Raw genomic sequence first — 26,683 nt, 5'->3', positions numbered from 1 at the left:
CCCTCATCACCGGCCTCTGCGCCCTCCGTACGGTGCGGCGCCGTCTTGACCAGCGTCGTGCGTACGGCCCAGGCCAGCAGCAGAGCCCCGACCACGCGGACCAGGGGTGTGGTCGGACCGACCATGAACCTTGACCGGATACACCGCCTGGCCTCGCACGCCCGTAGTTCTCCTTGCCCACCCTCGCCCTCGGCCGCCGTCAGCCGCGATCAAGGGGTGCCGTGCACGCTGCTCCCTCGATCACCGCTCCGGCCCGGGGTAGTCCGGTGAAAGGAGACACGACGATGACGGCCTGCCGCCCATCAGCTGGGCACACTGGGGCCCGCCCCAACATGAGACCGACCAACACTGGACAAGTCGAAGTGCGCTCCCATCGAAGCCACTTGGGTCCCCACTCGGGCACCCACTTCGGTGCCCGGAAGCCAGCAACACAGAAAACCCCCTGTTCACACCGCAGATTCAGCAACCCGGCACGCTGTCACAACCCTCTTCTCTCCTCCACTCACTGACGAACCCCAGGGACATAGGTGGGGGTGGGATGTCAGTGGTGGAGGAGACCATCGGGTTCGGGGCCGGGCGGGCCCTTGGCGGCCGGGAGCCGGCGCCCGGCCGGTGGCCGGTCGCGACGGATGGAGGGGCGGGGCTGATGGCAGGGAAGCGGAAGACGAACCCGGCGGGGTCGTCGAACAACCATCGCGGCGATGTGCTGCGCGTGCTGGGCGTGCTGAAGGTCGCGACTGTCGACCAGATCCAGCGGATCGCGGCACCACACTTGACCTTTCGGCACACCGACAAGAAGACGCCGTCGGAGCGGAAGACGGCCCGCACCGCCTCGCACCTGGGGGCGCTGGCCGATCTGCGTAAGCACGGCCTGGTGGAAAATGGCGGCCGGACCCGGGGCGGGGAGATTCTGCGCAACCTCACCCCCATGGGCCTGAAGATCGCTGCCCAGGAGCTGGACCGCCCGGAGGGGGAGATGGGCTCCGCAGCCCGCGGCGCGGGCCGCAGCGGAGCTTCGCACCCGATGGCGGTCAACGACGCCGTCTTTGCATTGCTGCGTCCGAAGCCGGACCTGGCCCTGCTTGATGGTGAGCCGCCGGAAGCGGTCGCGGCCGCGCAACGGACTGTCGCTGCGTCGGACGGGCTGGGCACCCTCGCGTCGTATGCGACCGAGGTGGCGCTGCCCGCAACAGGGACGTGGACCAACCCGGGCAAGGGCGGCGCCCAGGCGGACATCGTGCTCGCTTCCCCCGAGGACGGCGTACCGCTGCTGTTTGTGGAGATCGACAACTGCTACGAGTCCGCACAGGACCTCGCCGGGAAGATCGACAAGTACGTGCGGTTCTGCCGGCGGATGGTGAAGGAGACCGACGGCACCGAGCGACCGATGTGGCGCACCCGGTGGTGGGCGCCCGATGGCCGACGCGGCGACCTACCGCATCCGCCACTGCTGCTGGTCTTCAACCGCCTCGGTCCCCGTAACCCGAACACCGTCATCCCGCAGCTAGCTGAGCTGACCCGGCGACACTGGGAGGGGAAGGCGTACGAAGCCTTCCACACATACGACGGGAAGCTCCCGATCGTGGCCACCGGCATGAACATGCTGCGCGAGCACGGCCCGACCGGGGCCATATTCTGGCGCTTCGGCCGCGGCGACATGCAGCCGCTCCCGGAAGCGATCGGCAACCCCCGCCGCGAAGCGTCCGACGCCCACGCAAGGACCGAGCAGGAGGCCCGTGAGCGGGAGTACGAAGACCAGCTGCGCCGCACTGCGCAGCAGCAGAATGCTGAGCAGGAGGCCCGGCGCCCCGTTTGCGCCAGATGCAGCACGAAGTTCACCAACGAACGGTGGAGAGCCATCGAGCCTGCGGACTGGGGCACCCTCAGAGACAGCCACCCGCGCCTGTGTGATGGCTGCAAGCGCCGGGCGGTCTACTCCGCGCGCCAGGCCGAGCAGGCTGAACGCGACTGGCAGGAGCACGTCCAGGATGAGGCCGTGCCCGAGCAATAGGCTGGCTCTCGCACTTCCGCACCTGATCCGGAAAAGCCCCAGCCGGCGACGCAGGGCTTGTCCAGGTGCCCTAGGCGAGTTCAACGTTGTCGGTGGCGGCTCGGAGGCTGGACAGTACCGACGACGAGCGCTGGTATTGGGGCGGCTGGCTCCGAGGCGAGGCGTCCGTCTGCCGTCTGCCGGGCGTGTTCTCGGTCATGCGACGGCTCCTTTGTTGGGACTTGGGACGGCGATGGGTCAGGTGGTTGGGACGGGGCCCTAGTTCTGTGCATCCTGCGGTGGGTTGAGGCGGTGGCCGGTTCCGGTGAGGACCGCGCTGAAACAGCCGGTGACGAAGACATCGGATGCCCCGTCCGCGACCATGCCCGCGGCGGCGAGGGACAAGAACACGCCCCGGGGCATCGGTCTGGCGGTGCGTCGGCGCGGGATCCATCGGCGCAGCAACCCAGTTCGTTCGCCCCGATCACGACCACCCAGCCGAAGTAGAGGAGGGGCAGCATCAAGCGGAGGCTCGCGTGGACCCCAGGGGTGAGCGCTGGTGCCGCACAGCTGTCCTTGGCGCGGCCGGAGTCCGGGACGGACGGCTCGTGCGGGGAGCCGGGACGGCGGGCAGGGCGGAGACCGGCCCGAGCGCCCGGGGCTGGGCGCGGCGGATGCGGAGGCTCGCCTCGCCTACCGGTCTATGTAGTCGGATAGTTCCGCCTGGAGGGCGAGGAGTCGCTCCGCCATGGCGTCGAACTCGGCTTGGTGTATCGCGGCGAGGCGGGCGGTCTCCTGCTCGGTGGCGGTGAGCCGTTCGACGGCATCTGCTGCTGACCTCGTATCCACCGCGCTGCCCTCGTAGGCTACGGCCGCAAGGACCTGGGCCGCCCCCTGGGCGCGGCGGACCCGACGCAGCAGTCCCACAGGGCATGAGAACAACCCCTCATCCCGCGTGCCATCACCATCCGTTCCACCTGGGACGAGGCGAGTGCGAGATGCGCATCGGGGGAGCCACGTCGGCACGGGCCACCTGGCGCCACGTTCGTAGGACCCAGCGCGGCCTTTCCGCGTTCCTCGCTTCTCCTCGGCATACGTGAGCCTGGTTGACTTCTTCCGCACGGGCTGCCGGTGGTGAGCCTCCGGCCGGGCGGTTCGTGCACCGACGTCACCGCTGGGGCTCATCGGAGGAAGTGAACGTGGAACAGTTCGCTGCGGGCAAGGTCCTGCGCGGCAGATACCGGCTGGACCGGATTCTGGGCAGGGGTGCCATGGGGCACGTCTGGCAGGGGACGGACGTGTATCTGGAGCGTCCTGTCGCGGTCAAGACCGTTGCCACCGATCTTCTGGCCCTGCCGGACTGGCGCCCCACCGCCCTGGCGCGCTTCGAGAGGGAGGCCAAGGCCGCCGCTGGCCTGGACCACGTCAACATCACCACCGTGTACGACGCGGCCGTCACCGAGGACGTCTGCTGTCTGGTGATGCAGCTCGTCGACGGGACGACCCTCGACAACGTCATCGACGGTGCGGACGACGGACGCCTGCTCGTGCCCGCCGCGGTTGCCGCCGCCGCGCAACTGTGCTCGGGACTGTCCGCCGCGCATGCGGTCGGCCTCGTGCACCGAGACCTCAAGCCTCAGAACGTCATGGTCCGTGGCAGCGGTCTGGTGAAGATCCTCGATTTCGGCCTCGTGAAGGTCCTCTCGGACGCCGACCCGCGGCTCACCATGACAGGGGAAACACTCGGCAACGTCTCCTACGCCTCACCCGAGCTCTTGACCGGCGAAAAACCCTTGGACGGTCGCAGCGACCTATACGCGGTGGGGTGTCTACTGCACCACATGCTCACCGGCCGGCCTCCCTTCTTGAGCGAGGGCCCCGCCGAGCTGGTGACTCAACACCTCACCGCTGCCCCGCCCCGGTTGGCCGACTGCGGTGTCGACGCCCCGGCCGCGCTCCAGGACCTGCTGCACGGACTGCTTGCCAAGCGTCCCGAGGACCGTCCTGACGACGCGACAGAGGTCTATGCGGCTCTGGCTCCGTACCTGCCGGCCCCCGATCCGGCGCTCGCGACCCGCAGGATGCCGCCGGAGGATCCCCGGCGGCCTTTCATCGTGCCCCAAGGACCGGTCGTGCCGAGCTAGCCGAAGCGAACTGCGGCACGACCCCGGGATCGGTCATGCCGCGGCCGGCGGCCGCACCCTGATCAGCTCTTGGAGGAACGGGCTCGGCTCCCCGTGCCAGAAGACGTCCAGGCTGTCCCGGGCGCGCGTGGCAGCCACGAAGAGCAGGGACCGGGCGCGCTGCATCTCCGTCCGGTACCGCGCCGGATCGGTGGTACGCCGTTGCCGGACGCTTGCGCGTGGCACCAGCCCGTCGGTCACCCCGGCGATGATCATGCGCTGGTACTCGAGCCCCTTGAACCGGAACATCGTGCCGATGTGGACGCCGCTGTCGCCGTGGGGCCCGTCCGGGCCGATCTCAAGCGCCCGGATGCCGTGCTGGGCCAGCGTGTACGCGGTTTCGCTCGCCATGTCGTTGGTCGGGACGGCGATGGCGATCTGCTCGTGCGGCACCTGGCCCCAGGATTCGATCAGTGCTGCGATCGCTTCCCGCTCGTCGGCCCAGTCACCCAATTCGTGCAGGTCGGGTACGGCGCCGCTGAGTACAGATCGGTACCCGGCCAGCGTCTCGCCGCCGCCGTCGAGGTCGTCGTACATCTCGTCGCCGAGCACGTTCAGCGCGGAGCGCAGGATCTGCCGGGTGGTGCGGTAGCTCAGCGACAGCTTCGAGGACCGGCCGCGGATGTTGATGCCGAGGCTGCCGAGCGTCACCTGGTTCTTGTAGATGCGCTGGTGGGTGTCACCGACCAGGAAGAGGTCGTTGCGGTCCGCAGCGGTCATGGAACGCAGCATCTTCCAGTGCGCGGGCCGCAGGTCCTGGGCCTCGTCCACCACGATGTGCCGGTACCTGTAGCGCAGCCAGCCGCCTGAACCATCGGCCACGTGGACGTTGTCGAGGCCGCCGGCCTCCTCGCGCTGCCGGTCGATGGCCTGGATGCGCCGGGCGCGTTCCGTCTCCAGTTGGGCCGCTCGCTCCGCGATCTGGTCCCAGGTCTGGACCTCGAGCCGGTCCAGGCGCTGGGCGAACCGTTCGGCGAGCTGCCAGATCTCGGCGCGCTCGGACCGGCTGACGGTGCGTCCGCGTCCGGCGCGGCGCGCCCGGAAGTAGTCGGTGCGGGAGGTGACGGCCTGACCGAGGATCACCTGGGTCCATTCGTCGTGCAGGAACTCCGCGTCCCAGCCGTCCTCGCCGAGCTCGTCCAGGAGCGAGCGCCATTCGCGGACCGCCTGCGCCTCGTCGACGATCCGCTTGCGGTTGCCGGGCTCCGCCTCCCGGACCGTGCGCAGCGCGAGCTGGTCGACGTGGCTGATCTCGACCCGCGACAGCAGCGCCTCGCCGCCCAAGGCGAGCAGCCGTGAACGCAGGTCTGCCGCGAGGTTCTTGTTGTACGTGGTCAGCAGGACCGGTTTGTTCCGGCCTGCCGGGAGCCGCTCGACCAGGTGCTTGACCCGGTGCAGCGCCACGATCGTCTTGCCGGTGCCGGGTCCGCCGCCCACACGGGCCGGACCGCTGTAGTCCCGTGAGACGAGCTTGGCCTGCGTGGGGTGCAGGAACACCTTCCAGCGCCCGAAGTCCTCGCCTTCCAGAGCCTCTCGCAGCGCGTCGTCGGTCGTGGTGACGATGGTGGCGGGACGTTCGGCGGCGGCCCGGAAGTCCTCGGGGTCCACGGGTTCCGGTGCCGCGACGGGAGCGGTGACCTGCTCCAGGACGTCGTCGTACTCCTTGCCGTCGTACAGCGCCAGCAGCACCTCGCCGGTGAGCTGCGGCGCGTACTCGACGAGGCCGAGGAGCTGGTCCTCGGTGGTCAGCGCGGCGACGACCGGGACGAGGGAAGGGGCCACACCCAGATCGGTGAGCTGCTCTTCCGACCACTTAGCGAACAGCGGCCGCGGAGCGGCCGGCTCGGTGGGACGGGCGGGCTCGACAGGCCCGGTGGGCTCGGCGGGCCGAGGGGCCGCGGGACTGAGCACCTCCTCCTGCACGACCTGCAGGTCCACGTACTCGATGCCGCCGGTGATGCGGTTGACCGAGTACGTGAGTCGGTCCAGATGGGCATACACGTCCTTGCGGTGCTTGACCGAGACGATCAGCCAGTCGTCGTCGGCCAGGCGCAGCAGCAGCGCCCGGTACTCGTCGTTGACGCGTGCCGAGTGCAGCTTGTCGTGGCCCTGCAACTGCTTGAGACGCAGTCCCGCGGAGTCGGGGTTGGTCTTGAACTTGTGCTGGAAGTCGTAGATCGCGCCCTTGACCGGCCGGGGGAGCTTGAGGATCTCCCGGTCCGCCTTGTCGAGCAGGCGCAGTGTCACGTTCTTGCCGGTCACGGTTGTCCGTTCTCCCCGTTCTCTGTGGTGATGCCGCCAAGCGGGTCACGATGTCCCCGGCCGTCCGACGGTGGTGCGTTGTCGAGGCGGTCCGCGATGTCGTGGGCGGTCCAGTCGGCGGCGGGCCGCACCTCCCATCCGGCCGCGGCGAACGCACCGTCGCGGTCGACGGCTTCCGGATCCTCGTCCTCGCCCTCCGGCGGGCGCGGGGCCAGGACGACACCGACGCGTGCGGCGGGCCAGGCCAACTCGGCCAGCCAGCCGTGCTCGTCGAGCTCGTAGCCGTCCTCGGGAACGGGGACACCACGGGCGGCGAGGGCCTCGGCGAGTGCGAGCAGGCCGGGCTCGTCCGGGTCGAGGTATTCGACGACCCGGTCCCATTTCGCGTCCCGGGCGCCCGCGGCAGGCGTCTCCGCCGCAGCCGGAGCCTGCGGAGAGGACGCGACGGCCTCGGCCGGCACGGGCCTGGCGTCGGCAGTCGCGACAACGGCGGGCGTGGCGCGGACACTGTCCAGGACGCCGCTGCCGCCCGTGACCGCCAGGGTCTCGACAGGGAACCCGTCGAGGCGAGAGGTCGTGAGCTGGACGGCGTCACCGCCGCCGCCGTCCAGGAACTGGAGCAGGTTGGACCAGTACAGCCAGGCCCGCCAGCGGCGCTTGTGCGCCTCCTCCTGGGCATGCACACCCGGTGTGTCGTCGAGGAGGGAGACACCGGTCCACGCGGGAGGTTTCACCCGGCTGTCCGCGGCGAGGACCAGGGGCAGTCCCGAGCGGTCGGTGACCGTGAACAGCTGCACCGGGCCGCGTGGCCCCGTGGGCGCTCCACCGTGCAGCGCCGCCGTGATCTGCTCGCCGAGCACGTCCGGTGGCAGCGCGACGGGCCGCGCCCCGTCGCCCATGAAGCCCGCCAGGGCCGCCTCCGCCCGCCACTGCCAGCGCTCGGCGTCCGGTCGGCGCAGATACTCCACGAGCTGCACGGCCGGGTTGACCCACACCGTCTCAGCGAGTTCACCGGGCAGCCCGCCCCGCACCTTGGCGTAGTAGTCGCGGGCCTTGCCGCGGGCCTGCTCGCCGTACGGCTCCCACACCGGGTCGGCCGGGCCGGCGCCCGCGTAGCCGGTGTCCCGGACACGGCGCTGCCACTCCTTCACGTCGCCATAGGCGAGCTGGAAGACCCTGAGCCCTTCCGCGCGCAGCCGTGTGCGCTTGTCGGCGTCGTCGCCGACCCGGTTGTGCGACCGGCCGGCGTGGAACTCGTAGCCGTCCAGGTAGAGCGCCACGCGCGGGCCGGGCGCGTCGACCCGTTCGAACAGGACGTCGGGGCGGGTGCCGTCGAGGACGCGCTGCTGGGACACCCGCCAGCTCAGCGTGGTGCCGTCGGCCGCGGTCAGCCGCAGGTCCAGCGCGTGGGTGCCGGCCGGCGTTATGTAGGCGTCACCGCTCGCCCGGCTCTCCGGGAGTGCGGCCCACTCCCGCAGCGTGTCGATGAACAGGACTTCGAGGTCGCTCTCGGCCTGCCGGTGCATGGGGATGTGCTGGGTGGTGGCGACGGGCGAGGTGCGCCAGCGCTCGCCGTCCGCACCGAGCAGTTCGTCCAGCATCTGCCGGACCTCGTTGCGGCTGACCTTGTCGTAGTCGGCCGGCGGCACGCGGCGCAGCAGGCAGCGGTGACAGCCGTCGAGCCCCTTCTCCAGGCAGCCGCAGCCCTCGATCACCTCACGGGCCTTCAGCAGGACCTCGCGGAAGCCGTCGGAGGTCGCCAGGCGGTGCAGGTACCCGGTGCCGCCTGGCAGCCGGTCGTACACCACGAGGAACCGGCGCGGCCAGTCGCGGTCCTCGCCGTCCGGCATGGACGCGGCGGTGATGTCGATGTGGTCGGGGTCGCCGCCGTAGCGGGCCGCTATGCCTGCGAACAGCGCTGCGGTGAATGAGGCGAGCCGCTCCTTGGCGCGGGCGACGGACGCCGGTAGCAGGATGCGGACGGCCTCCGTGGTCAGCTCGTGCGCCAGCAGCAGCGGTACGTCGGTCCCGGCGCCCTGCTCCTCGCCGCTGCCGCGCAGCCGTCGGCGCGGGCACCACAGCTGGTGGTGGGCACTCGCACGGGTGGAGCGGGCGAGTGAGGCGGTGAGTGCGTGCTGCGACTGGTCGACGACCGGTCGCCCGTCGGCCGTCGCCCCACCACAACTCGTGCACACGTAGAAGGGGTTCAGACGCACGTCGTCACCGGCCAGCGGAACCGTGCTGCTGCCGTCCTGCCGGTCGACCCCCAGGTTCAGGGTGCGGACGACGGCCTTGCGCGTGAAGTCGGCGCCGAAGACCGCGGTGTCGTGCCGCCACGATCCGGCCGTCAGATGCGCGGGGTCGATGTCGACCGTGGTGAGGACCGCGTACCGCCTCCGGTCCCGCTCGTCACGGTCGTCCCGCACCCGGGCGTCGTCCCGCTTGTCCCGGGACATCACCCGCCGGGGTTCCAGCACGTGGTGCACACATCCCGCGTCGGCGATCTCCCGGGAACCGCACCGAGGGCACGGCGAGGTGTCGTTCTTCGGATCACCGTGCGTGCGCGCGTACCCGCAGGCCGGGCACATGCGCCACACCGCCCAGGCGCGCCGCTCCGGGCTGCCGATGTCGAGGGCGCGCACGACGTGCCGGTAGCCGTTGACGTAGAAACTGTTGCCGGGCGCGAGTTCGGTCAGGGCCAGCTTGCGGGAGCGCTCGTAGTCGCGCATCTCGCTGCGGTACACCCACTCCCGGCGCTCGTCGGCGCTCTCCGGGGCCTCCGTGCCCTCGTCGTCCCCGGCGGCCTCCTTCCAGTAGAGCGTGGCCTCCAGCGACGTCGTCGTGTCGGTGAGGCTGTAGTTGGGCAAGAGACCCAGTTCGACGAGGGTGCCGTGGGCGCTGGTCTGGCTCAGCTCGCGCAACAGCTCGCCCGTGGCGCGCCGCTCCGCGAGCAGCTCGCGCCGCTCGGCGCCCTGCTCACGGTCCGCGGCGAGCAGCCCGTCCATGGCGGTGTCGATGGCGGCGATGCGGCGGCGCAGCTCCTCGCGGCGCACCGTCCACTCCTCCTCCGCCTCCTGCAATGCGCGCGCGATGCCGCCGGTGGCGTAGGCACGCAGTTCGTCCGCCGCGTGCGCGGACACTCCCCGGTCGTCGTCCGGACCGCCGGGCGCCTGTGGGAACAGCGCCAGGAACTCCTCCACCAGCCGCGCCCCGTGGGTGAGCGCCGCCTCCGACAGGTCCTGGCACCAGCCGGTCGTGCCGAACAGCGCCGACGACAGGCGCGGCACCGGCATGAGCGGCTCGCCGTCCGCCGTGGTCAGCTCGCCGCGCGCCGCCCGGTCCAGCAGGTGCGCCGTGTACTGGCGGCGCAGGATCTCGACGGCCGACAGGTAGCAGCCCGGCGGCACGATGTCACCGGCGATCATCTCTGTCGGGTCGTCCAGGTAGTACCGGTCACGGGCCCGGCGCCCGCCGAAGGCGACCACCAGGGCGTTGCCGGTACGGCGCCCGGCGCGTCCGGCGCGCTGCACGTAGTTCGCCGGGCCGCCCGGCAGCGAGCCGAGCAGCACCGCCGACAGGTCGCCGATGTCGATGCCCAGTTCCAGGGTGGGCGTGCAGGAGAGCACGTTGGGGTCGGTGTAGTGGGTGCCCTGCCGGAACGTCCGTTCCACGCGCTCCCGCTCGGGCCGGGTCAGCATGCCGGTGTGCTCGGCCGTGACGACCCGATAGGTGCCACCGGTCAGGTACAGGCGGCGGTAGTAGTCGGCCCGGTAGTCGCGCTCCAGCTTCCCGCCGAAGCCGCCGCTGCCCGCCCCGGTCGACGACATGCCGTACTGGGGTGGGGCGAGGAGACCGGTGCAGCGCCAGCGCGGGCAGGGGTGCCCGTACCAGCGAGTGCGCCGCTCGGGCGGCACCACCTGCTGCCAGCCGCACTCCTCGCAGGACACGAACGCCTTGTTGACCAGGTCGTCCGCCAGCAGCCGTACATGGATGTGGCCAGGCTGCAGCCCGTAGACGCGGGTCGTGCGGTCCTTGGCGGTGCGCGCCGACAGCACGCCCTCGTCCGCGAGGACCGGCAGCAGCCTGCGCAGGTACTCGGTCGCCTGCGCCGCGTCCAGGCCGAGGCAGCGCCGCGTCCAGTCCTGGTACCAGTTGCCGCGACCGGCGATCGTGTCGAACTTCGTCTTCTCCTTGGGGCCGGCGAGCAGGAACCTCGGCGGCGCCACGTACCCCTCCGGGAAGGCCGGCATGCCCTCCGGCCGCTGCCCGGAGATGAGGTACTGGTTGACGCCTGCTTCCTTGATCCAGGTGTCCAGCCACCGGTGCCGCACACCGCCGCGCAGCCGTACCCGCTCCAGCAGCCCCCGCACGTACGCCAGGTACCGCTCGGGCGTGGGCAGGCCGCCGTCCAGCCCCAGCTGCCCCGGCAGCGCGAGGTGCAGGTCGCGGGCGAGCCCGACGATCCGGTCCGGTTCGGCGATCACCACCTCCGCGGCCGTGGTCCGGGTCAGCTCCAGGGTGCGCCCGAGCCGCGACCGCAGTCCGAACTCCATGACGGTCGCGAAGGCGAGCCGCTCACCGATGAGCTTCCAGGTCCGCGCGTCCCCGGTGCCACGTCCCGACAGGAGCCGGTCCACGCCCGGTTCGTCGTGCAGGTCCGGCGGGACGACCGCGGCCAGCGTCTGCGGGTCGTCCACGGAGTCCAGGACGTCGCCGATGAGGTCGTTGAGCGGGAGCGGCGTACCGGCGTCGTCCAGTTGGTGCGCCAGCAGCGAGCGCAGCGAGAACTTGTACGAGGCGTTGGCGACGTATCCGGCGCGGTGCGCCGCGTCCTGCGTGGAGTCGTTGAACAGCAGCGTCTTGCGCTCCTCCGGCGCCAGCGCGATCTCCTGGCCGCCGGTGAACAACTGGGTGACCGTGGCGGAGGCCAGCGCGGCGAGCGCGGTGCCGAGGAACCTGATGCCGTTGTCGGTGTCGCACGCCGGGCAGGTGTCGTCCTTGGCGGCCTGGTCGGCGGTCTTCTTGTCCAGGATCACCCGCGCGAACCACGCGTCCTGCAGTCCCTCCCCGTGCTCGGCGACCGGCAGACGGTAGGTGCCCTGAGCCCCGTCCAGCACCACCACGGACTGCGGGTCGACACCGCCGGCCTGCTTCGGCGCGGCGCCGGTGAGCGCCGCGAGGGCGTCCCGCGCCTCGCCCGGCGTCGCCGAGATGAAGTACCGCAGCCGCCGCTTGTCCCGCCCGACGGCCGCCGACCAGATCCGCTGCGGGCTCGTCTCGAGCTTCTGCGGATCGGCCTCCGGGGACAGGGCCGCCCAGCCGGAACGGCCGCACACCCGGCAGTAGATCGCGGGCAGATGGGCCTGGGCAGGCCGCTGCACGGTGTCCGAACCCGGCAGCGCCTGCGGCCGCCGCGAGTCCGCCGTCGGCCAGTCGTCGCCGTCGGACGAGTCCTCGGACGCGGACGCCGCGGTGAGCGCGGAACGCCGCGCGACCGTCCGCTCGTCCTCGTACCACCGGAACTCCGGCCGGGCACCCACCCCGCCGAGCACCCGCCCCACCGGCCGGACCCACAGGTGCGCCTCGATGTGCAGCAGCGGACGCGGCCGGCGCTCGTCGGATCCCGGATCCCGCGCGGACGACAGCAGCGCCACGAACCGCGACAGCGCCTCCAACGCGAGCCGCGGGTTCTCCCGCGCGGTGCGCGCCCACGCGTACCCGAAGCGGGCCATGCGGTCCCGCAGCCCCCACTCGTCGAGCGGCTCGCCGTTCAGCAGCGCAAGCACACCATGGGTGAAGTCGTGTTTCTTCAGCAGCCGCCCGATCTGGAAGGCGTCCAGGCCACGCCGCCCCAGCAGCCGCTCGGCGAGCCCGTCCAGGTCGAGGCGGTTCGGATCGGACTCGACGCCCGGTCCGCCCGACACATCGATGACCTCCTTGGGGCTGGGAGGCTCGGGCAGCTCGTAGTCGATGTCGCCGACGAAGTCGTCGGCGCTCAGCCGCTCCTCACCGATCACCGCGTCCGGACCGAACGGCACACCGAACACCTGCTCGGCGACGGTGAGGATGCCGCCGGTGTCGCCCCCGCCCTCGCCGAGGGTCGCCGAGGTCGCCACCGGGCAGATCGACCCGAGCGGCCGCTCCGGCTTCGAGGCGCCCACGGCCGCAGCCAGCCGCCGCAGCAGCATCGCCACGTCGGTGCCCTGCGCGCCGTCGTAGGTGTGGAACTCGTCCAGCACCACGTACGCCGGGTCGGCCCCCTCCCACAGCGGCCGGTCCTCGGCTCGCTGCAGCAGCAGGTCCAGCATCTTGTAGTTGGTGATCAGCACGTCCGGCGGCGACTGGCGCATCTCCTCGCGCCGGGTCATCACCCGCCGGAAGTCCGTGTCCGGCTTGTCCCCGATGTAGAGACCGGCCGTCACCTGGGCCAGTTCCGGCTGTGCCAGGTAGTCGCCGATACGGCCGGCCTGGTCGGTGGCGAGCGCGTTCATCGGGTACAGCAGCACGGCCTTCACCCCGCGCCTGCCCAGCGCCTTCTGCCGTCGGCAGTGGTCGAGCACGGGGATCAGGAACGACTCGGTCTTGCCGGACCCGGTGCCGGTCGTCACGAGCGTGGGCTCGGCCGCCCCCCGGTACGTGCTCAGCCGCTCCCACGCCTTCGCCTGGTGCCGCCACGGCGTGAACGAGGGTTGCCACTCGAGCGCCGACCGCCACTCGTCGTCGGCGGGGTGGAACGGCGTCCTGATCCGCAGGTAGGGCCCCCGGAAGATGCCCGTCTCCGGGTCCCCGAGGAACCGCTCCAGCGCGAGCCGTGTGTCCTCGTCGGCCAGCGCGTACGTCGTCGTGAGGTACTGCGTCAGACTGCCGCGGAGCTGCGCGGCGGCCAGGGTGGGCTTCACGAGGACCTTTCGGACGGGACGGTTGCCGGAACCGCCGGGCACCCGGCGCCGTGGCTGTCGGCGAAGGTGTCGTGACGATCAGCGTCAAAAATATCGCCCACCTCGGACAACGGTACCCACCTGGTCGAATCTCAGACCTTCGCCAAAAGGGGTCAAAGGCGTGAACGCGGCATACGGCCGCACCTGGGCGGCCGAGGCCCGGCCGTGCCCTGCCCTCCGGCACGCGTGGCCCGGCGGTCAGGTCCAGTCCGTGAGATCCCCGACGAAGTCCGCGTACGAGCGGTTGCTGCCGCGCGGGGAGGGGATCAGTTGGTGTTTCAGCGCCTCGCGGGCTACCGCGGGGCCGTCGCTCTCCCGGAAGACCGGCAGACCGAGCCCCCGTTTGAGCTCCTCCTTGGCGTCCTTGACCCGGCCGGTGTCTTTGTCGAGGAGCCGGTCGGGGACCTTCCAGCGCGGACGGACGTGAGGGAAGGCTTCGGGGAAGAGCAGCAGCCAGCCCTCGCTCTCCCAGGCGGCGAGCGCGAGGGCCGTCCGGAACTCCTGGCACTGGCGGGCGAACTCGTCGGTCAGCGTCTTGCGGATACGGTCGTACCGGGCGTCGGCGTACCCGTCCAGGTCCTCGTGGACGACGAACCCGAGCAACTCGGAGCGCTGCTGGCGCGCCTTGGCCCGCGCCTTGCCGGCCAGCGCCTTCACCGCGGCGGCGAGGTCCGCACCGGACTTCCTGCGCAGCCGCACCGGGTCGTTGATGCGGACCAGTTTGGCCGTAGCGCTCAGGTCGGGCCGGTGCGCGCGTATTAGCGCGGCCATGATCTCGCAGTCGTTCTGGTCCTCGCCGGCCAGCACGATCACGCCCTGCTGGTCCCGGGACGCCCGCCCGCCGCCCTGCCGTCCCCTCGGGGTCACAGCTCGCCCCCGGTGAGGTCGCCGCCCAGCACCCCGGAGAACCACAGCTCGCCGAGCGGCTGTTCACCGGACTCCTCGACGATCTCCTTCACCTCGTCGACGGTGAGGGCGGGGATGATCGACGCCCCGTCCTCGTCGCGGTCGCACACGACGAACTCCTCCGGGCGCAGCCGGTTGACGAGCGCGGGCGAGTGCGTGGCCACGATGAACTGGGTCCGCTCGGCGGCCTCGCGCAGCCGCTGCACGACGAGTTCCAGGGCCTGTGGGTGCAGCCCGTGGTCGATCTCCTCGATGCAGGTGAACGCCGGTGGGTTGGGGTCGTACAGCAGGGCGAGCAGCCCCAGGAGGCGGACCGTTCCGTAGGAGGCGTAGGCGAGCGGGGTCAGGCGGCGCAGACCGCGCTCGCGCAGTACGACGGTCAGCTGGTCGGTCGACCCGCCGACCTCCTCGAACTCGATGTTCTCCAGGTGCGGCAGGACCGTGCGGGCGTCGGCGACCAGGTCGTTCCAGGTCTCCTCGCGCCCACTGAGGTGGATCAGGAATCCGGCCAGGTTCTCGGCGTGCGGCGAGAGGGTCGCGAAGTCCGTTCCACGCAGGCGGGTCGGCTGCCGGGCCGCCGCCACGTCGACGTCGAAGACCCGGAACGACGACAGACGGTCGGCCACTCGCGTCACCTCGTCGCCGCCGTCGGAGGGACCGAGCCGGGGCAGTGTGGACAGCCCGCTGCTCAGCCTGCGGATGCCGAAGCTGCCGCTGTCTTTGCTCTCACCCGCCCGCACGTCGAGGATGCGCGCCTCCTCACCCGTGATCTTGATGCGCCGGCCGCGTCCCTGCCTGCGTTTGAACGCGAAACTCTCCTCGCGGGAAAGGGCGTACGTGAGCCGCTTGCCGTCCCGGTTCGCCGGTAGGGAGCGCCGTCGGATGGTGAGGCCGTACTCGTCCGGTGCGTTGAGGGTGGAGTTGGTGGTCCAGGTCGCCTTGAGGTGGATGCGCATGGAAGTCGGCGGCTTGTTCCCGCCCCAGAAGGCCACCTCGTCGAACCCGCCGCGCGTGTCGAGCGCCGGCTGGAGGTCGGTGCGGATGATGTCGGCGAGTAAGTCGAACACCTCCAGCACGTTGGACTTGCCCGCCCCGTTCGGGCCCACTAACACGGTGAGCGGACCGAGCGGCACGGTCACGTCGCGCAGGCTGCGGAAGTTCTCGACGTGCAGTTCGAGGAGACGGCCAGGCATGGGACGAAACCTATCGGGTCGGTGATCGAGGTGCGGGGGAGTGGGCCGAACGCGTTGCCCGCGCCGCTGCGTTCTCCGTCCCTTCCGTGCTCTCCGCCCTGTCCGGACGCGGCACGAACGGTGGCGAGGGCGCGGTCCGGGACGAGGCGACCCGGCACGGTGAGCAGATTAGGACGGATCACCGACAGCGCGCCCGTGGTTCGCGGCTTCCTGCGCGTCATCGGTTCGGTGGGCCGTGCGCGACGCAGGGTGCCGGGACCAGGCGCGGCGCGCCCACGGCGGCGAGGACGGTGGGCCACTGGCACCCCCTTCCTCACAGTCATGCATATGCCATTGGCATAATCTGCGCATGTCGAGTGGAGAGACCATCCAGCACGCGCCCGATGAGGGCATGCTCATGATTCCCGGTGATCCGACGCAGGATTTCACCCCGGCCTTCGCGGTCTTCGACGACTCGGTACCCGCCCTGCGCGCCTTCGTCCTCCGCCATCTGCGGAAGGACAGCGTGGTGCCGGCCCCGCCGCGGGCGAAGTGCGACATCGTCATACCCATACGCGTCGGCCTCGTCCCGCGGCCGGACAACGACTACGACTCCCGCGCCGTCTCCGTCGCCGCCCCGCCGCACCACGGCGGATCCGTACTCGACCGGCACATGGGCTACCTGTACGGCAGCAGTCTCCACATTATGAGCGAGAGCATCCACAGGCTCACCGAGCAGACCGGGACGCCCGTGGGCTGCCACGGCTGGATCGAACTCCACGAACTCGAGGACGACGGCTACTTCTACGAGGAGGAGGACGGGCAGGACGTCGACGAAGGGTGGGAGCCCGACCGCGACCGGCCGTTCTCCTGGGCGGAGCAGAAGGAGTTCGGCTACGGCATCGGGTCCGTGCGCGTCCTCCTGCCCGCCCGGGAGAGAGTCCGCACGCTCGTGGACGACTACCTGGAGGACCGTCGACGGACGAAGGCCGCCGGAGCCACCGAGCAGCCTTCGGGCACGGCCTCCACGCCCCCGTCCGTCGTCGAGCAGGGGCTGCGCCGCGCGCTCTCGGAACGGCTGGTCATCCTGATGAGGACGGGCCTGCACCACCGGGCCACCGACGGGACATGGGGCCGGGAGACCGACCGGGACCGGGCGCGTCAGCGCCGGGACGCCGAGGCCCTGCCCCTGCTGCGGGCCTGGGACGAGTTCCGGGAGAGGCCGCACGGGTTCCGGGGACTGCGCGCCACGACCCGGTCCGTCTACCAGCACACCAGGATCCTCGTCCTCGACGAGACCGGGGTGGAGGTCGGCCGGTACCACCACCCGGACGGCCCGCTCACCCTCGTCGACGAACGCACCCGCGCCGAGGCGCTGGAGGCCCTGCGTACGCACGGCGTGGACGTGGACGAGCCCGAGCGACTGGAGACCCTGGGCGAGTTCCCCGACGCCACGGTCGTCGCCCGGAACGGCATCTGGTCGATCCGGCTGTCCAAGGACGGGCTGCCGCTCTCCGCGCTGCCCGAAGCCGGCTGGTACGACCCGGACTCGGGAACCCTCACCGTCTACGCCGGTCCGTTCACCGAGCCGATGACGGTTCTGCTCCGCCGACACGGCGTCAGCCCGCTGCTCGTCACCCGGGGTGCACCGCGCGAGGACGTGGAGAGGCACAACTTCCGGGCCACGTTCGCCGCGTCGGAGGTCAGCCCCTTCAGCAGATCCAGCCGGGTGACGGAGGCCGTACGGCGCCTGATTCCCGAGCGGCACCGCCGATGGCTCAACGCCAAGCCGGCGGAACCGGCGCCTTCGGACGACTTCCTGCCCCCGCTCGTCGACGACGCGGCCGACAACACCTACTACCGGCGTGCGCTGGAGTCGCTCTTCGGCGCCCCCGTCGATCTCGAACACCGGGGGCCGTGCCGACTGTGCGGACGCTCGGCCCAGTCGGCCCGCCCGGGCCTCTACTACTGCCACGGCTGCTGCGGACTCGCGCAGAACGGCGTGCTGCGGGACAACGGCGCGGACGGCGAGTGGACCGAGGCGATCCTGCACGCCGTCCGGAGGCTCGCCGCGATCGAGTTCTCCGGACCGCCGTCCCTCGCCCAACTGGACCGGATCTCGGTCCCGTTCACCGACGCGTCCCTCGTGGACGAGGCACTGCTCTGCCGCTTCCTCGTCCCCCGGCCCGGCTCCACGCTGCTGAGCACCCGTCCGGCGCGCCCGGCCCGCACCTGGACGGAGTGGCTCCAGCTCGCGGACCTGCTCAAGGACGGGGTCCGCTCGTCGATGGGCACGGTCACCGTGGCCACGGACGGCCACCTGTGCCGCTCACTCTTCGAACGGCACGTGGACGACTTCCTGCACCACTGGGGCGTGGCGCACGAACCGGAGCCGCACTACCCGCGCCATCCGGAACTCAACACGACGGGGCTGCGCGCCGACTGGCGCCTCGCCGACGGCACGTTCGTCGAGGCCCTGGGGTTGATGGAACGCCAGACGTACGCGGCGAAGGTCGCACGCAAGCGCGAACTGGCCCGCCTGGCCGGCCTGCGCCTCGTCACGGTGACGGCCCAGGACCTGCACCGCCTTCCGGAGATCTTCGCCGACTGGCTTCCACCGGCCACGCGGTGAGGGACGGCGCCTCGCCGCGTGACGGAAGACTTCCCGGGACGTCTCCCTGATCGCGGAACGGGCTCGGCGAACTGCGCGCGCGAGGCTGTGCCCGGTGCGTCCGGTTCCTCTCCTCCTCGGACTCAACCGACGTCGACGACCGCCCACACTGTCTTGCCGGTCCCGGGCCGGCGGTCGGTGACGCCCCAGCCGTCGGCCAGGGAGGTGACGAGGAGGAGGCCGCGGCCGGACTCGGACTCGGCGTCGGGGGCCGTGGGGGCGGTGACGGCGGGCGGGCGTTCCGCGCGGCTGTCGGAGACCTCCAGGCGCAGCCGCCCGCCGTCCGCCTCGGCGGCCAGCCGGACGTGGAAGTCCCGGCCGGGCACCCGTCCGTGCCGTACGGCGTTGGCGCACAGCTCGGCGGTGATCAGGGTCAGCGTCTCGTTGACGCCGCCGTCGTAGGGGTGCCCCCAGGAGTCCAGGCAGTGCGAGACGAACAGCCGGGCCAGGCGGGCGCCTCGCGGGGTGGAGGTGAAGGCCATGGCGAACTCGGGGGGCGGCGTGGGGGCGGGTGCCCGGTGCCGCTGGGGGGAAGGGCTGTGCATGCGGCCAGCGTGGCGGCCGGGTCGGGCGTGCCGCCAGGCGTGACGCTCGTACGCGAGCCGCTGGCCCTTCTGCGTCTCGTAGAGAGTGAACGGCCCGTCCAGGGCCGCGTGTTCCACGCAACCGATCGGCATGACCTGAACAACCACGTTCCTCTGTTGCGCGCGAAGCAGCACTTCCTCCAACTGGCCTCGCATGACCTCCCTCCCACCCAGGGGTCTACGCAGCACATGCTCCTCGATGACGAAGCTGATCGTGGGGGACGGCTGGCGGTCGAGGATCACCTGGCGAGCGAGACGGGATCCCACACGCTGGTTGACGGTCTCAGGGTCCAGCAGAGGCAGCCACATCTCACAGACCGCCCTCGCGTACTCCTCCGTCTGCAACAGACCAGGCACAGCCTTGCTGGCATAAACATGCAGCTCAACCGCCTCCGCCTCCAGCTTCGCCGCGTCCCGGAAAAACGCCGGGTACCGTGCCAGCCCCACCTCCTCCTTCATCACCGCCAGCAGACCGCCGGCCTCCAGCACAGCATCCGCCCGGTCGATGAACTCCGGTTTCGGGATCCGCCGCCCCAGCTCCACCGAGGTGACCATGTCCTCGCTGTACCCAAGCTTCGCGCCCAACTCCGCCCGCGTCAGCCCCCGGCTCGTCCGCAGCAGCCGCACCTGCTGCCCGAAGCACCGGATGATGCCCGTCTCGCTCTCGCCGTTCCCCGTCAACGGTGCCTTCTCCCCTCGCCCCGCCCGCCCAGAAACGCCGGTACAGAAGCCTGCTGTACGGCGGGCGTCCTTCACTCTCCGCCCACCATAAAGACACGCAGCGTATCCGTCCCCCGAACCGGCACCGTCTCCCCCGCACCGCGTACCGGCGCCCTCCCCCCGGCGTGCAGCGCCCCCTGCACACACGCACCCGCGGCTCACCACCGCTCCAGGAACACCGTGCCATTGCTCGAAACCCCGTGGGAGACGGGAGTTGCCGAGGGGCTCGCGGCGAAGAGGCAGTGAAGGCTGCCGACGCGTCGCCGTTCGCGGTGTCGGACCAACTCGAAGTCGCCTGAGGTGTGACTCGGTTCGCCGCCGTGAAGGCGGTGATGACAAAGGTCGGAAGACCGGCATCAGCCCCATGACGACACGCTAAGGTGCAGCTCAACGTGACATCCGTCGGCCGATGTGCTGCTCACCGAGTCACCGTGTCGAGACGTGAGCGGGGTTGTCCGAACCCCGCTATCCGGCTACTCGCTGAACCACCTGGGGGGAACTCGCCATGACCCAAGCTCCGCCGGACGTTGCCGACATCGATGGGGACGACGAAGCCGACCGGAAGGTCGTAGAGCAAGAGCAGGCCGAGCTGAAGAAGTTCATCAAGGGCCTGAGCGCTGACGACATCAAGTCGGGCAACTGGTTCACCAAGCTCGCCGCCCATGCCATGAACACGTACACCGAGAAGGTCGACTGGCAGTACTTCCAGGAGCGGTACGAGGGCGTGCCCGCGGATGCCATCGTGGATCAGCGGATCAAGATGGCGGCCCGGTACGCCGCGCTCGAAGGAGGGCTCTCCGCCGGCGCCTACACGGCGACCGTCGCCGCCACCATCGGAAGCCTCGGGGGTGCCTCACCCGCGACCGTCCCCGCGGCCGTGGCGACCATGATGGTCGACGTCGCGTTCATCAGCCAGCTCCAGCTTCGCCTGGCCTACGACATCTCCGTGCTCTACCGGGTCCCGCTCGACGTGAACGACCCCGAGGACCTGTGGAAGCTGATCCGCGTGGCCTTCACGATCAAGAGCGGCGAAGCGGCCAACAAGACCGTGGTCAAGGCGGTCCCGGCCCTGGTGCGACCGTTGGTCAAGCGCTTCTACTCGAATTCGGCGCTCGCCGCCGGGAAGGCACTCCCCGTCGTCGGGAAGCACCTCCTGCAGCGCAACGTCATCAAGATCGGTATTCCCCTGGTCGGCGTCCCCCTCGCCGTCCTGCTGAACCGCTACACCACGCTCTTCGCGGGCCGGCACGCGCAGGCCGTCTTCCGGAACGAGGCGCGGGTGATCGAACTCGCCGAGAATCTGAGCAAGCGGAGTCAGCACCCGCAGTTGATGCTGTGGGTCGCGTGGCTCGTCATCAGGGCGAACGCCAAGATAGCCGACGACGAGGCGCTGCTGATGCGGCACTTGGTGCGAATCGTCCGGGAGCGGCATCAGCTGGTCGACGACGAGCTCGCCCGTCTTGTCGACATCGACCCCGCCGAAGTGTGGCGGCGCATCGACGCCGAGCAGGGGGATCTGAGCGACATCCTCGACGTGGCCGACCGGGTGGCCACTGTGGACGGTGACGTCAACGCGCGCGAGAAGGCCGTCATCTCCGAACTTCGGGATCGCTGCTGCCGAGTCTGACGCTGGACGGGGTGCGAGGCGGCCCGCCGCCTCATGTACAGCACACTCCCGTACGTTGAGGCACGCAACGACAGCCGAATCTTCAGCGAGCGGAGGTCGGTGCGCGAGTACGAGGAGCAGTACGGCATCCTGCGTGCTCAGGCCCTGACCCCACGCGAGTCCTTGGGGCTCCTCGAAAAGATGCTGGGAGAGCTATGAACGCGGAAGACGCGACGCACGGTGAGACCAATCTGCCCTGGCGCACCAGCAGTTACAGCACGGGGTCGGGCGGTGAGTGCGTTGAGGTCGCCCTTACGGCTGTCGGCGTGCATGTGCGTGACTCGAAGTGCGTGGGGCAGGGCGGCGGGGCTGTGCTGAAAGTTGGCTCGGTGGCGTGGGTGGCGTTGCTCCGGGCGATGTGAACGTGAGCCCGTCGGTCCGATGGCTGGGCGGGCGGAGTTGCATAGTGGCTCGCGACGGTCGGCGCTTCTCATAAGGAAGCGCCGACCGTCACTGTAAGGAGCGGAAATCAGGCCTCGCGACTTCCGGGCGGAACCCAGCGACCAGCAGCGATCTCCTTGTCTAGGCGATCCTGGAAGTGCGCGTGTGCGGCCCGCATCTCGGCCTCACGGTCGGCCTTGTAGAAGGGGGCGGTGTATCCGACCGGGGGTGGCGTGATCTCTGGGGTCTCCAGGTGCGAGAGCAGGGCGAGGTACGTGTCTTTCCCTTGGCCGTGACCGTAGGCGTAGGGATCAGATGCGATCCTGCGTCCGGCGGCATCAAAGTACATTGCCGATTCGCGATCAGAGAGAACCGCATAGCGAGACTTATAAATCGCGACTAGCTGGCCCGCAGTGATGCCAAGCCAGACGGACACTAGGGCGTCAATCTCCACGAGGGCGGCTCGGCGTGCGTATTCAGTGCGGAGCGGAGTGTCGTGCATCCAATTAGGGCGCAGGTGTGTGGCGAGTGGGCTGATTTTAGGCCAGTTTGGATTGGCCCAATCCTCATAGGCTGGCCAGGTCTTATCGAAAAGAGCTTCCCATAGAGGTGCGTAGGCATTGGTTAGCGCGTTCAAGCGCAGGGTGCGCAGAAGGAGAGGATGAGTCAAAGGGTGGCCCGAAGTGGCGGCAGGCATTTTAAGTGCCTCGCCTTGCTGAAGATCAGAACGTCCTGTTACGCGCAGGAGATAGTCAAGCGGCAGAGAGGCCCAGAATCCTGCATTAAGGGCAGTATCTTTATCGTTCGTGAACGCCATGGAATTCACTGTGTGTACATGGGGTGGGCCGGGGGGAATTAGTGTCGCGAAAAGGCTCCGCTCTGTATTCTTTGGGTCGATCATTCGCCGCCAGGCTAGCCGATAAGTCTTAGTGCTTGGGCTGTCATCCCAGCGGTCTTGTGCCGCCTCGAAAATGTTGCGATCGCAAGCTCGTGCGTAGGTGCTTCGCGGAATTTCATCTTCGGATAGGCTAGCCAGGTCCCATTGGATCCAGTCTTTCCCGTTGCGCATGGGCAGATTTGGTTGCTTGGCGAATGGAGTGGCTGCTGAGAAGTGTGAGCCCTGTAGGATTACTTCATCCCAATTCTCTCTGTCGCCCACCTCGTGCCGAATAATGCCATCCTGTTTGGCGTTTGTTTCGTTGTAGCCGGTGCTGATGAAGGGCTTGTGGGCCCTCAACCTATCCGTGACGCGTGCCAGTGCGACGATAGCTTCCTGTTCGTGTGTAGTAATTGAATGCAGCAGTTGAGTTTGCTCGACCGGTGATGTCTCGCCTGCTAGAAGAGTTTGCCATTGAATCAGTAGCCTCGGTGTCACTCGAATTAGTCGTGACTTATGAGGCCTTACGTCCCAGGTTCCTCCGGACTTCTGTGCGGGGATTGGCCCGGAGCCGTCATGCTTCAGGGATTCGAGAAGTACTGACGCGGAGTGCAGTTGGCTAAGGGTGAGGAAGTCAATGCTCGGATTCCGTGAGCCATAGATGTGCAATCCGAAGGGAACGGTTCGGCCGATCTCGAAGGCCCAGTTCCCTGAGTTGATAAAAGTTGCATGCAGCCTTAGGTGATGGTATGCCTCTGCTCGGAGGCGCCCATCTTTGGAGCCCTCGAGGTGGGTGTCAGGGTGGATCATCCCGGATGATCCGAAAAGGTTTGAATGGTGCCAAACCTGACACATGAAGGAGCGGTACAGGTTTGGTCGAGACCCAGAAATTAGGGGATAGAACACCGGTGAAGTCAATGATTCACCGAGTCCAGTATTCGTGGAGAGTTCTTCCAGGAAGTAGCGGGGCCCGTAACTTTCTAGAGTCTCCGCTTTTCGGAGCCTCCACTCTTCCGTGCTCGGTTTGCTAGAGAGTTTGAACCAAGGCTCTAGTTCCGCCAGGACAGCGTCCTCTTGCCAGTCAGGCCGAACCCAAGGCGGATTCCCCACCTGCAAGTCAAACCCGCCCCGACTACCGAAGACCTGCCCGAACTCCAATTCCCAGTGAAAGAACCCCTGCCGCTCAGCCACATCCCGTGCGACCCCCGCCCACGGATACCGCGACTCCAGCGACGTGAACCTCTCCATGCCCATCCACTCGGGCAGCTCGTCCTCGTACCGCTCCAGCGCGTCCAGCGTCTCGAACTGGGCCACCAGCGAGTCCGCGGCCACGTCCTGCGTGCCCAGCAGCGACTCGGCGAAGTCGAGCCAGTCGTCTAGTGAGGCCAGCGCGACGACCGGGCGGCGCTCGCCCCGGATCTGCTCCTTGCGGCTGCCGCCCCGCGCGCCCTTCGCCTTGACCTCGACGACCTGGACCTCACCGAACAGGTCCTCCGACTCGTACGTCTCCCGCGCAGCCGCACCCGACTGAGCCGGAATCGCGACCGGCGCCGCCGTCACCGTCCACCCCGCCGACTGCGACGCGACCTCCGCCGCCCGTGCGTACGACTCGTGCGAGCCGTCCAGCAGCGCAGCCTCCTGCACGGGCCAGAACCACAGCGCGCACCACGCGTCCATCAGCGTCTTCAGGCGCCAGTACGGGGTGTCGACCGCTTCCAGGTCGGCCTTGACCTTCTCCCTCGGGACCGCGACCTCGGGCGAGCGCAGCCAGCCGTCCTCCGCGCCCCAGACGTCGATGCGCCGTGAGATCTCCCGTTCGGAGATCTCCAGCCGGCGGACGACCAGCCCCCACAGGTACTCCGCCCGCCGTGCCAGGCCCTGCAACCGCTTGGTCTGCGCGGGGCTGGGGGACTTGGTGATCGCCTTGCGCCAGGCGGCCAGCGCCTTCGCCTCCTCCGGGGCCAGCGCCTTGGCCTCCTTCTCGGCGGCGACCGCGCCCCACTCCTTCGCCGGGAGGAGGAAGTGGTGGACGGCGCCCTCGGGCAGCGGGGCGCCCGCCAGGGCCTCCGACAGCGGGAAGCGTTCCGGCGTCGTGCCCAGCCAGCCGCCCTTCTTCAGGCGCTCGGCGGAGTACACCTCCCGCCGTCCACCGATCAGCGAGTTGCCCCGCCGCAGGTGCAGGCCGAACCACGGGGCCTCCATGCCGGGGTGCATGGTGTTCAGCCACAGCGAGACCTCCGCCAGCTCCACGGCCGTGTTGTTGAGGTCGACGCCGTAGGAGTTGTGCAGGGCGATGTACGCCTTGGCCTTCTGGAGTTCGACCGCGTACTTCTCCGTGTCGACGGCGACGCCCAACTCGTCCTGGCGGCGCCGCAGGTACTCCGCCGCGACCTGGTTGATCGCCTCGTTGAGGAACGCGCCCGAGCCGAGCGCCGGCTCGCAGATCTTCCAGTCGAGGAGTTCGCGGGCCTCGGTGACCGTGTCGTCCTGGTCCAGGCGGTGCTGCAGGGCCAGTTGGACCGTCACGCGGGTCAGCGACTCGGGCGTGTAGTACGAGGCCGACGTCTGGCGGTCGCGGCCCGACAGGCGGTACACGAACGCGCCCGGCGCGTACCGCACGCGCTCCTCCACGCCGGTGTCCTCGTCCTTCTGGCGGACGAACACCTCGTCGGGGTACTCGTCGGCCTTCGTCGCCGGGACCAGCCAGGAGCCGTCCTTCGGGTCGCCGTTCTTCGCGACCTCGTACAGCTCCTCGCCCGCGACGAAGCCCGAGTAGGACATCAGGCCTTCGTACACGGCGCCGAGCTGGTTGATGCCGAGCTGGGCGTAGGAGATGAAGCCGCCGCGCTCGCGCCGCTTGCCGCGGGTCAGCATCAGCAGGCGCAGCACCCGGTAGAGCGCCTCGTTGCGCAGGCGGGTGTCGACGAAGCGCTCCCCGCCCGGCTCGTCCTCGCCGCCGGCGTCCGCCTCGGTGTCGACGCGCGGGTCCGGGACGGTGTCGCGGCCGATCAGCCGGATCGCCTCCGGCTCGAACAGCTTGGAGTGCAGCGGCTCGAAGCGCAGGCCCATGTCCTCCGACGTCTTCGCGGTGACGGCGTCGGCGGACTCCGCGTCCACGCCGTGGGTGCGGCGCGGGCGGTGGCCCTCCTGGACCTTGCGGAAGAGCAGGTCCAGCGACTCGTACAGGTAGAAGCCCTTGCGGGACTTCTCGTCGACGAGGTCGCGCTCGGCGATCAGCTCGCCGAGGCGGCCGAGGCCGTAGCCCAGCTGGTACTCGGGGTAGTCCGAGGGCAGGATGCCCAGTTCGGGGCGGGCCTCCGCGTAGAGCAGGAACAGGACGCGGTACAGGTAGCGCAGCGACTCGCGGGTCAACTGGCGGCCCAGCTCGGGGAGTTCCTTGACCTCCTCCGGGCGGACGCCGGCCTCGCGCAGCCGGTCCAGGACCTCGTTGGCGATCAGTTCGACGCTCAGCCGCAGACCGTCGCGGAGTTCGCTGGAGACGCCCACCGCGTGCTTGGTCGACTTGTCGAGCAGGGACGCGAGGGGGTTCTCGCCTCCCTCCTCCGGGGTGCGCAGCGAGTCGGCGCCGAACAGGGCGGCCGCCGTGTCGAGTTCGCCGCCCGCCTTGACGTCGTTGCGCTCCAGCGCCGCGTCCAGCGAGACCGCCAGGTAGCGGCCCTCGCCCCACGCGGCCCGGTCGGCGAGCACGACGACGCCGCCGACCAGCAGCAGGACGTAGCGGGGGGCGTCCTCGCAGGCGAACAGGAAGGAGGCGAGCTTGGAGCCGGTGGTGATCGTGTGCTGGCCGTCCAGGCGCAGTTCGTCCAGGAGGCGTCCGGGGCCGTCGGGGTCCAGGGCGTCGTCGGGTTCGGCGGACCAGCCGCAGTCCAGGGCGACGAGGTCCTTCTCCGCGTGCGCGACCGTCACCTCGTGGGACTGGTCGGCGCGGACGACGGTGAGCGTGCCCGGCTTGGCGTCGAAGCCGAGGGCGTGCAGCACCTCCGTGTTGAGCGTGCGGACGCGGTCGCGCCACTCGGGGGCGTCGTACGTCACGGCGTCGTCGCCGGTCGCCGCCCGCTCCTCGTCCATCGTGAAGTAGGAGCGGGCCGCGAAGTAGGGGCGGCGCAGCGCCCGCAGGCCCGCGCGCGGGGTGACGGGCAGGGCGCCCTCGGGCCGCTCGGTGCCGGCGGCGTCCTCCTCGCGCTGCTTCCATTCGGCGAGCAGGCCGGACTTGAGGTCCTTGGGGAGGATCTCGGCGAGGTAGTGCGCGGAGAAGTAGTCGCCGCGGTTGACCAGGCTGTCGTACGTCATCTTCGTGTACCTCTGCGGGTCG

The 26,683-nt window shown here is 69.8% G+C and carries 14 protein-coding genes; 6 read left to right on the top strand and 8 right to left on the bottom strand.

What is annotated here, in order from left to right:
- The first annotated feature begins 646 nt into the window (after positions 1–646).
- Positions 647–2,011, top strand: coding sequence for a replication-relaxation family protein (locus tag IE275_RS15905; RefSeq protein WP_189711940.1), 1,365 nt, complete (start codon positions 647–649; stop codon positions 2,009–2,011).
- 70 nt (positions 2,012–2,081) lie between these two features.
- Here the strand turns inward: IE275_RS15905 and IE275_RS46815 are convergent, their stop codons facing one another.
- Both IE275_RS46815 and IE275_RS15900 read right to left on the bottom strand, forming a co-directional pair.
- Positions 2,082–2,210 (bottom strand): hypothetical protein, encoded by a 129-nt coding sequence (locus tag IE275_RS46815; RefSeq protein ID WP_268255267.1) that lies wholly within the window; start codon positions 2,208–2,210, stop codon positions 2,082–2,084.
- 473 nt (positions 2,211–2,683) lie between these two features.
- Entirely contained in the window at positions 2,684–2,917 is a 234-nt protein-coding gene (locus IE275_RS15900; protein ID WP_189711939.1) for a hypothetical protein, read from the bottom strand.
- A 266-nt stretch (positions 2,918–3,183) separates the two neighbouring features.
- Here IE275_RS15900 and IE275_RS15895 point away from each other — a divergent pair, with 266 nt between their 5' ends.
- Entirely contained in the window at positions 3,184–4,134 is a 951-nt protein-coding gene (locus IE275_RS15895; RefSeq protein WP_229870260.1) for a serine/threonine-protein kinase, read from the top strand.
- Between the two features lie 33 nt (positions 4,135–4,167).
- Here the strand turns inward: IE275_RS15895 and IE275_RS15890 are convergent, their stop codons facing one another.
- The 4 genes from IE275_RS15890 to IE275_RS15875 form a co-directional block, all read right to left on the bottom strand.
- Positions 4,168–6,435, bottom strand: coding sequence for a UvrD-helicase domain-containing protein (locus tag IE275_RS15890; RefSeq protein WP_189711938.1), 2,268 nt, complete (start codon positions 6,433–6,435; stop codon positions 4,168–4,170).
- Entirely contained in the window at positions 6,432–13,334 is a 6,903-nt protein-coding gene (locus tag IE275_RS15885; protein WP_189711937.1) for a DEAD/DEAH box helicase, read from the bottom strand. The genes IE275_RS15890 and IE275_RS15885 overlap by 4 nt, the downstream gene beginning before the upstream one ends.
- A 237-nt stretch (positions 13,335–13,571) precedes the next feature.
- A complete protein-coding gene (locus IE275_RS15880; protein ID WP_229870259.1) occupies positions 13,572–14,240 on the bottom strand; it encodes a hypothetical protein in 669 nt (222 codons plus the stop codon).
- Positions 14,237–15,472: an AAA family ATPase gene (locus tag IE275_RS15875; protein ID WP_189711936.1), complete on the bottom strand. Its 1,236-nt coding sequence runs from the start codon at positions 15,470–15,472 to the stop codon at positions 14,237–14,239. Before IE275_RS15875 ends, IE275_RS15880 begins: the two co-directional genes overlap by 4 nt.
- Positions 15,473–15,821: 349 nt before the next feature.
- Between IE275_RS15875 and IE275_RS15870 the strand changes: the two genes are divergently transcribed.
- Positions 15,822–18,083: a hypothetical protein gene (locus IE275_RS15870; protein ID WP_189711935.1), complete on the top strand. Its 2,262-nt coding sequence runs from the start codon at positions 15,822–15,824 to the stop codon at positions 18,081–18,083.
- A 122-nt stretch (positions 18,084–18,205) separates the two neighbouring features.
- On the opposite strand, the gene IE275_RS47075 is transcribed toward IE275_RS15870, so the two are convergent.
- A complete protein-coding gene (locus IE275_RS47075; protein ID WP_308435657.1) occupies positions 18,206–19,387 on the bottom strand; it encodes a Scr1 family TA system antitoxin-like transcriptional regulator in 1,182 nt (393 codons plus the stop codon).
- A 544-nt stretch (positions 19,388–19,931) separates the two neighbouring features.
- On the opposite strand from IE275_RS47075, the gene IE275_RS15860 reads away from it, so the two are divergent.
- The 3 genes from IE275_RS15860 to IE275_RS15855 are packed head-to-tail and all read left to right on the top strand — an operon-like array spanning position 19,932 to position 21,454.
- Positions 19,932–21,053 carry a hypothetical protein gene (locus IE275_RS15860; protein WP_189711933.1) on the top strand — a complete coding sequence of 374 codons (1,122 nt, stop codon included), beginning with the start codon at positions 19,932–19,934 and terminating at the stop codon, positions 21,051–21,053.
- A 33-nt stretch (positions 21,054–21,086) separates the two neighbouring features.
- Complete coding sequence (locus IE275_RS45945) at positions 21,087–21,251, top strand: Scr1 family TA system antitoxin-like transcriptional regulator (RefSeq protein WP_373299233.1); 165 nt, start codon at positions 21,087–21,089, stop codon at positions 21,249–21,251.
- Positions 21,248–21,454, top strand: a complete 207-nt coding sequence (locus tag IE275_RS15855; RefSeq protein WP_189711932.1) for a DUF397 domain-containing protein — start codon at positions 21,248–21,250, stop codon at positions 21,452–21,454. Before IE275_RS45945 ends, IE275_RS15855 begins: the two co-directional genes overlap by 4 nt.
- A 107-nt stretch (positions 21,455–21,561) precedes the next feature.
- Here IE275_RS15855 and IE275_RS15850 read toward each other — a convergent pair whose 3' ends face one another.
- Positions 21,562–26,661, bottom strand: a complete 5,100-nt coding sequence (locus tag IE275_RS15850) for a class I SAM-dependent DNA methyltransferase (RefSeq protein ID WP_189711931.1) — start codon at positions 26,659–26,661, stop codon at positions 21,562–21,564.
- Between the last annotated feature and the right edge of the window lie 22 nt (positions 26,662–26,683).

It is taken from the genome of Streptomyces phaeofaciens (genome assembly GCF_014648915.1).
GTDB lineage: Bacteria > Actinomycetota > Actinomycetes > Streptomycetales > Streptomycetaceae > Streptomyces > Streptomyces phaeofaciens.
Note: the sequence above shows the minus strand (reverse complement) of the source record. Positions and strands in the feature narration are given on the sequence as shown.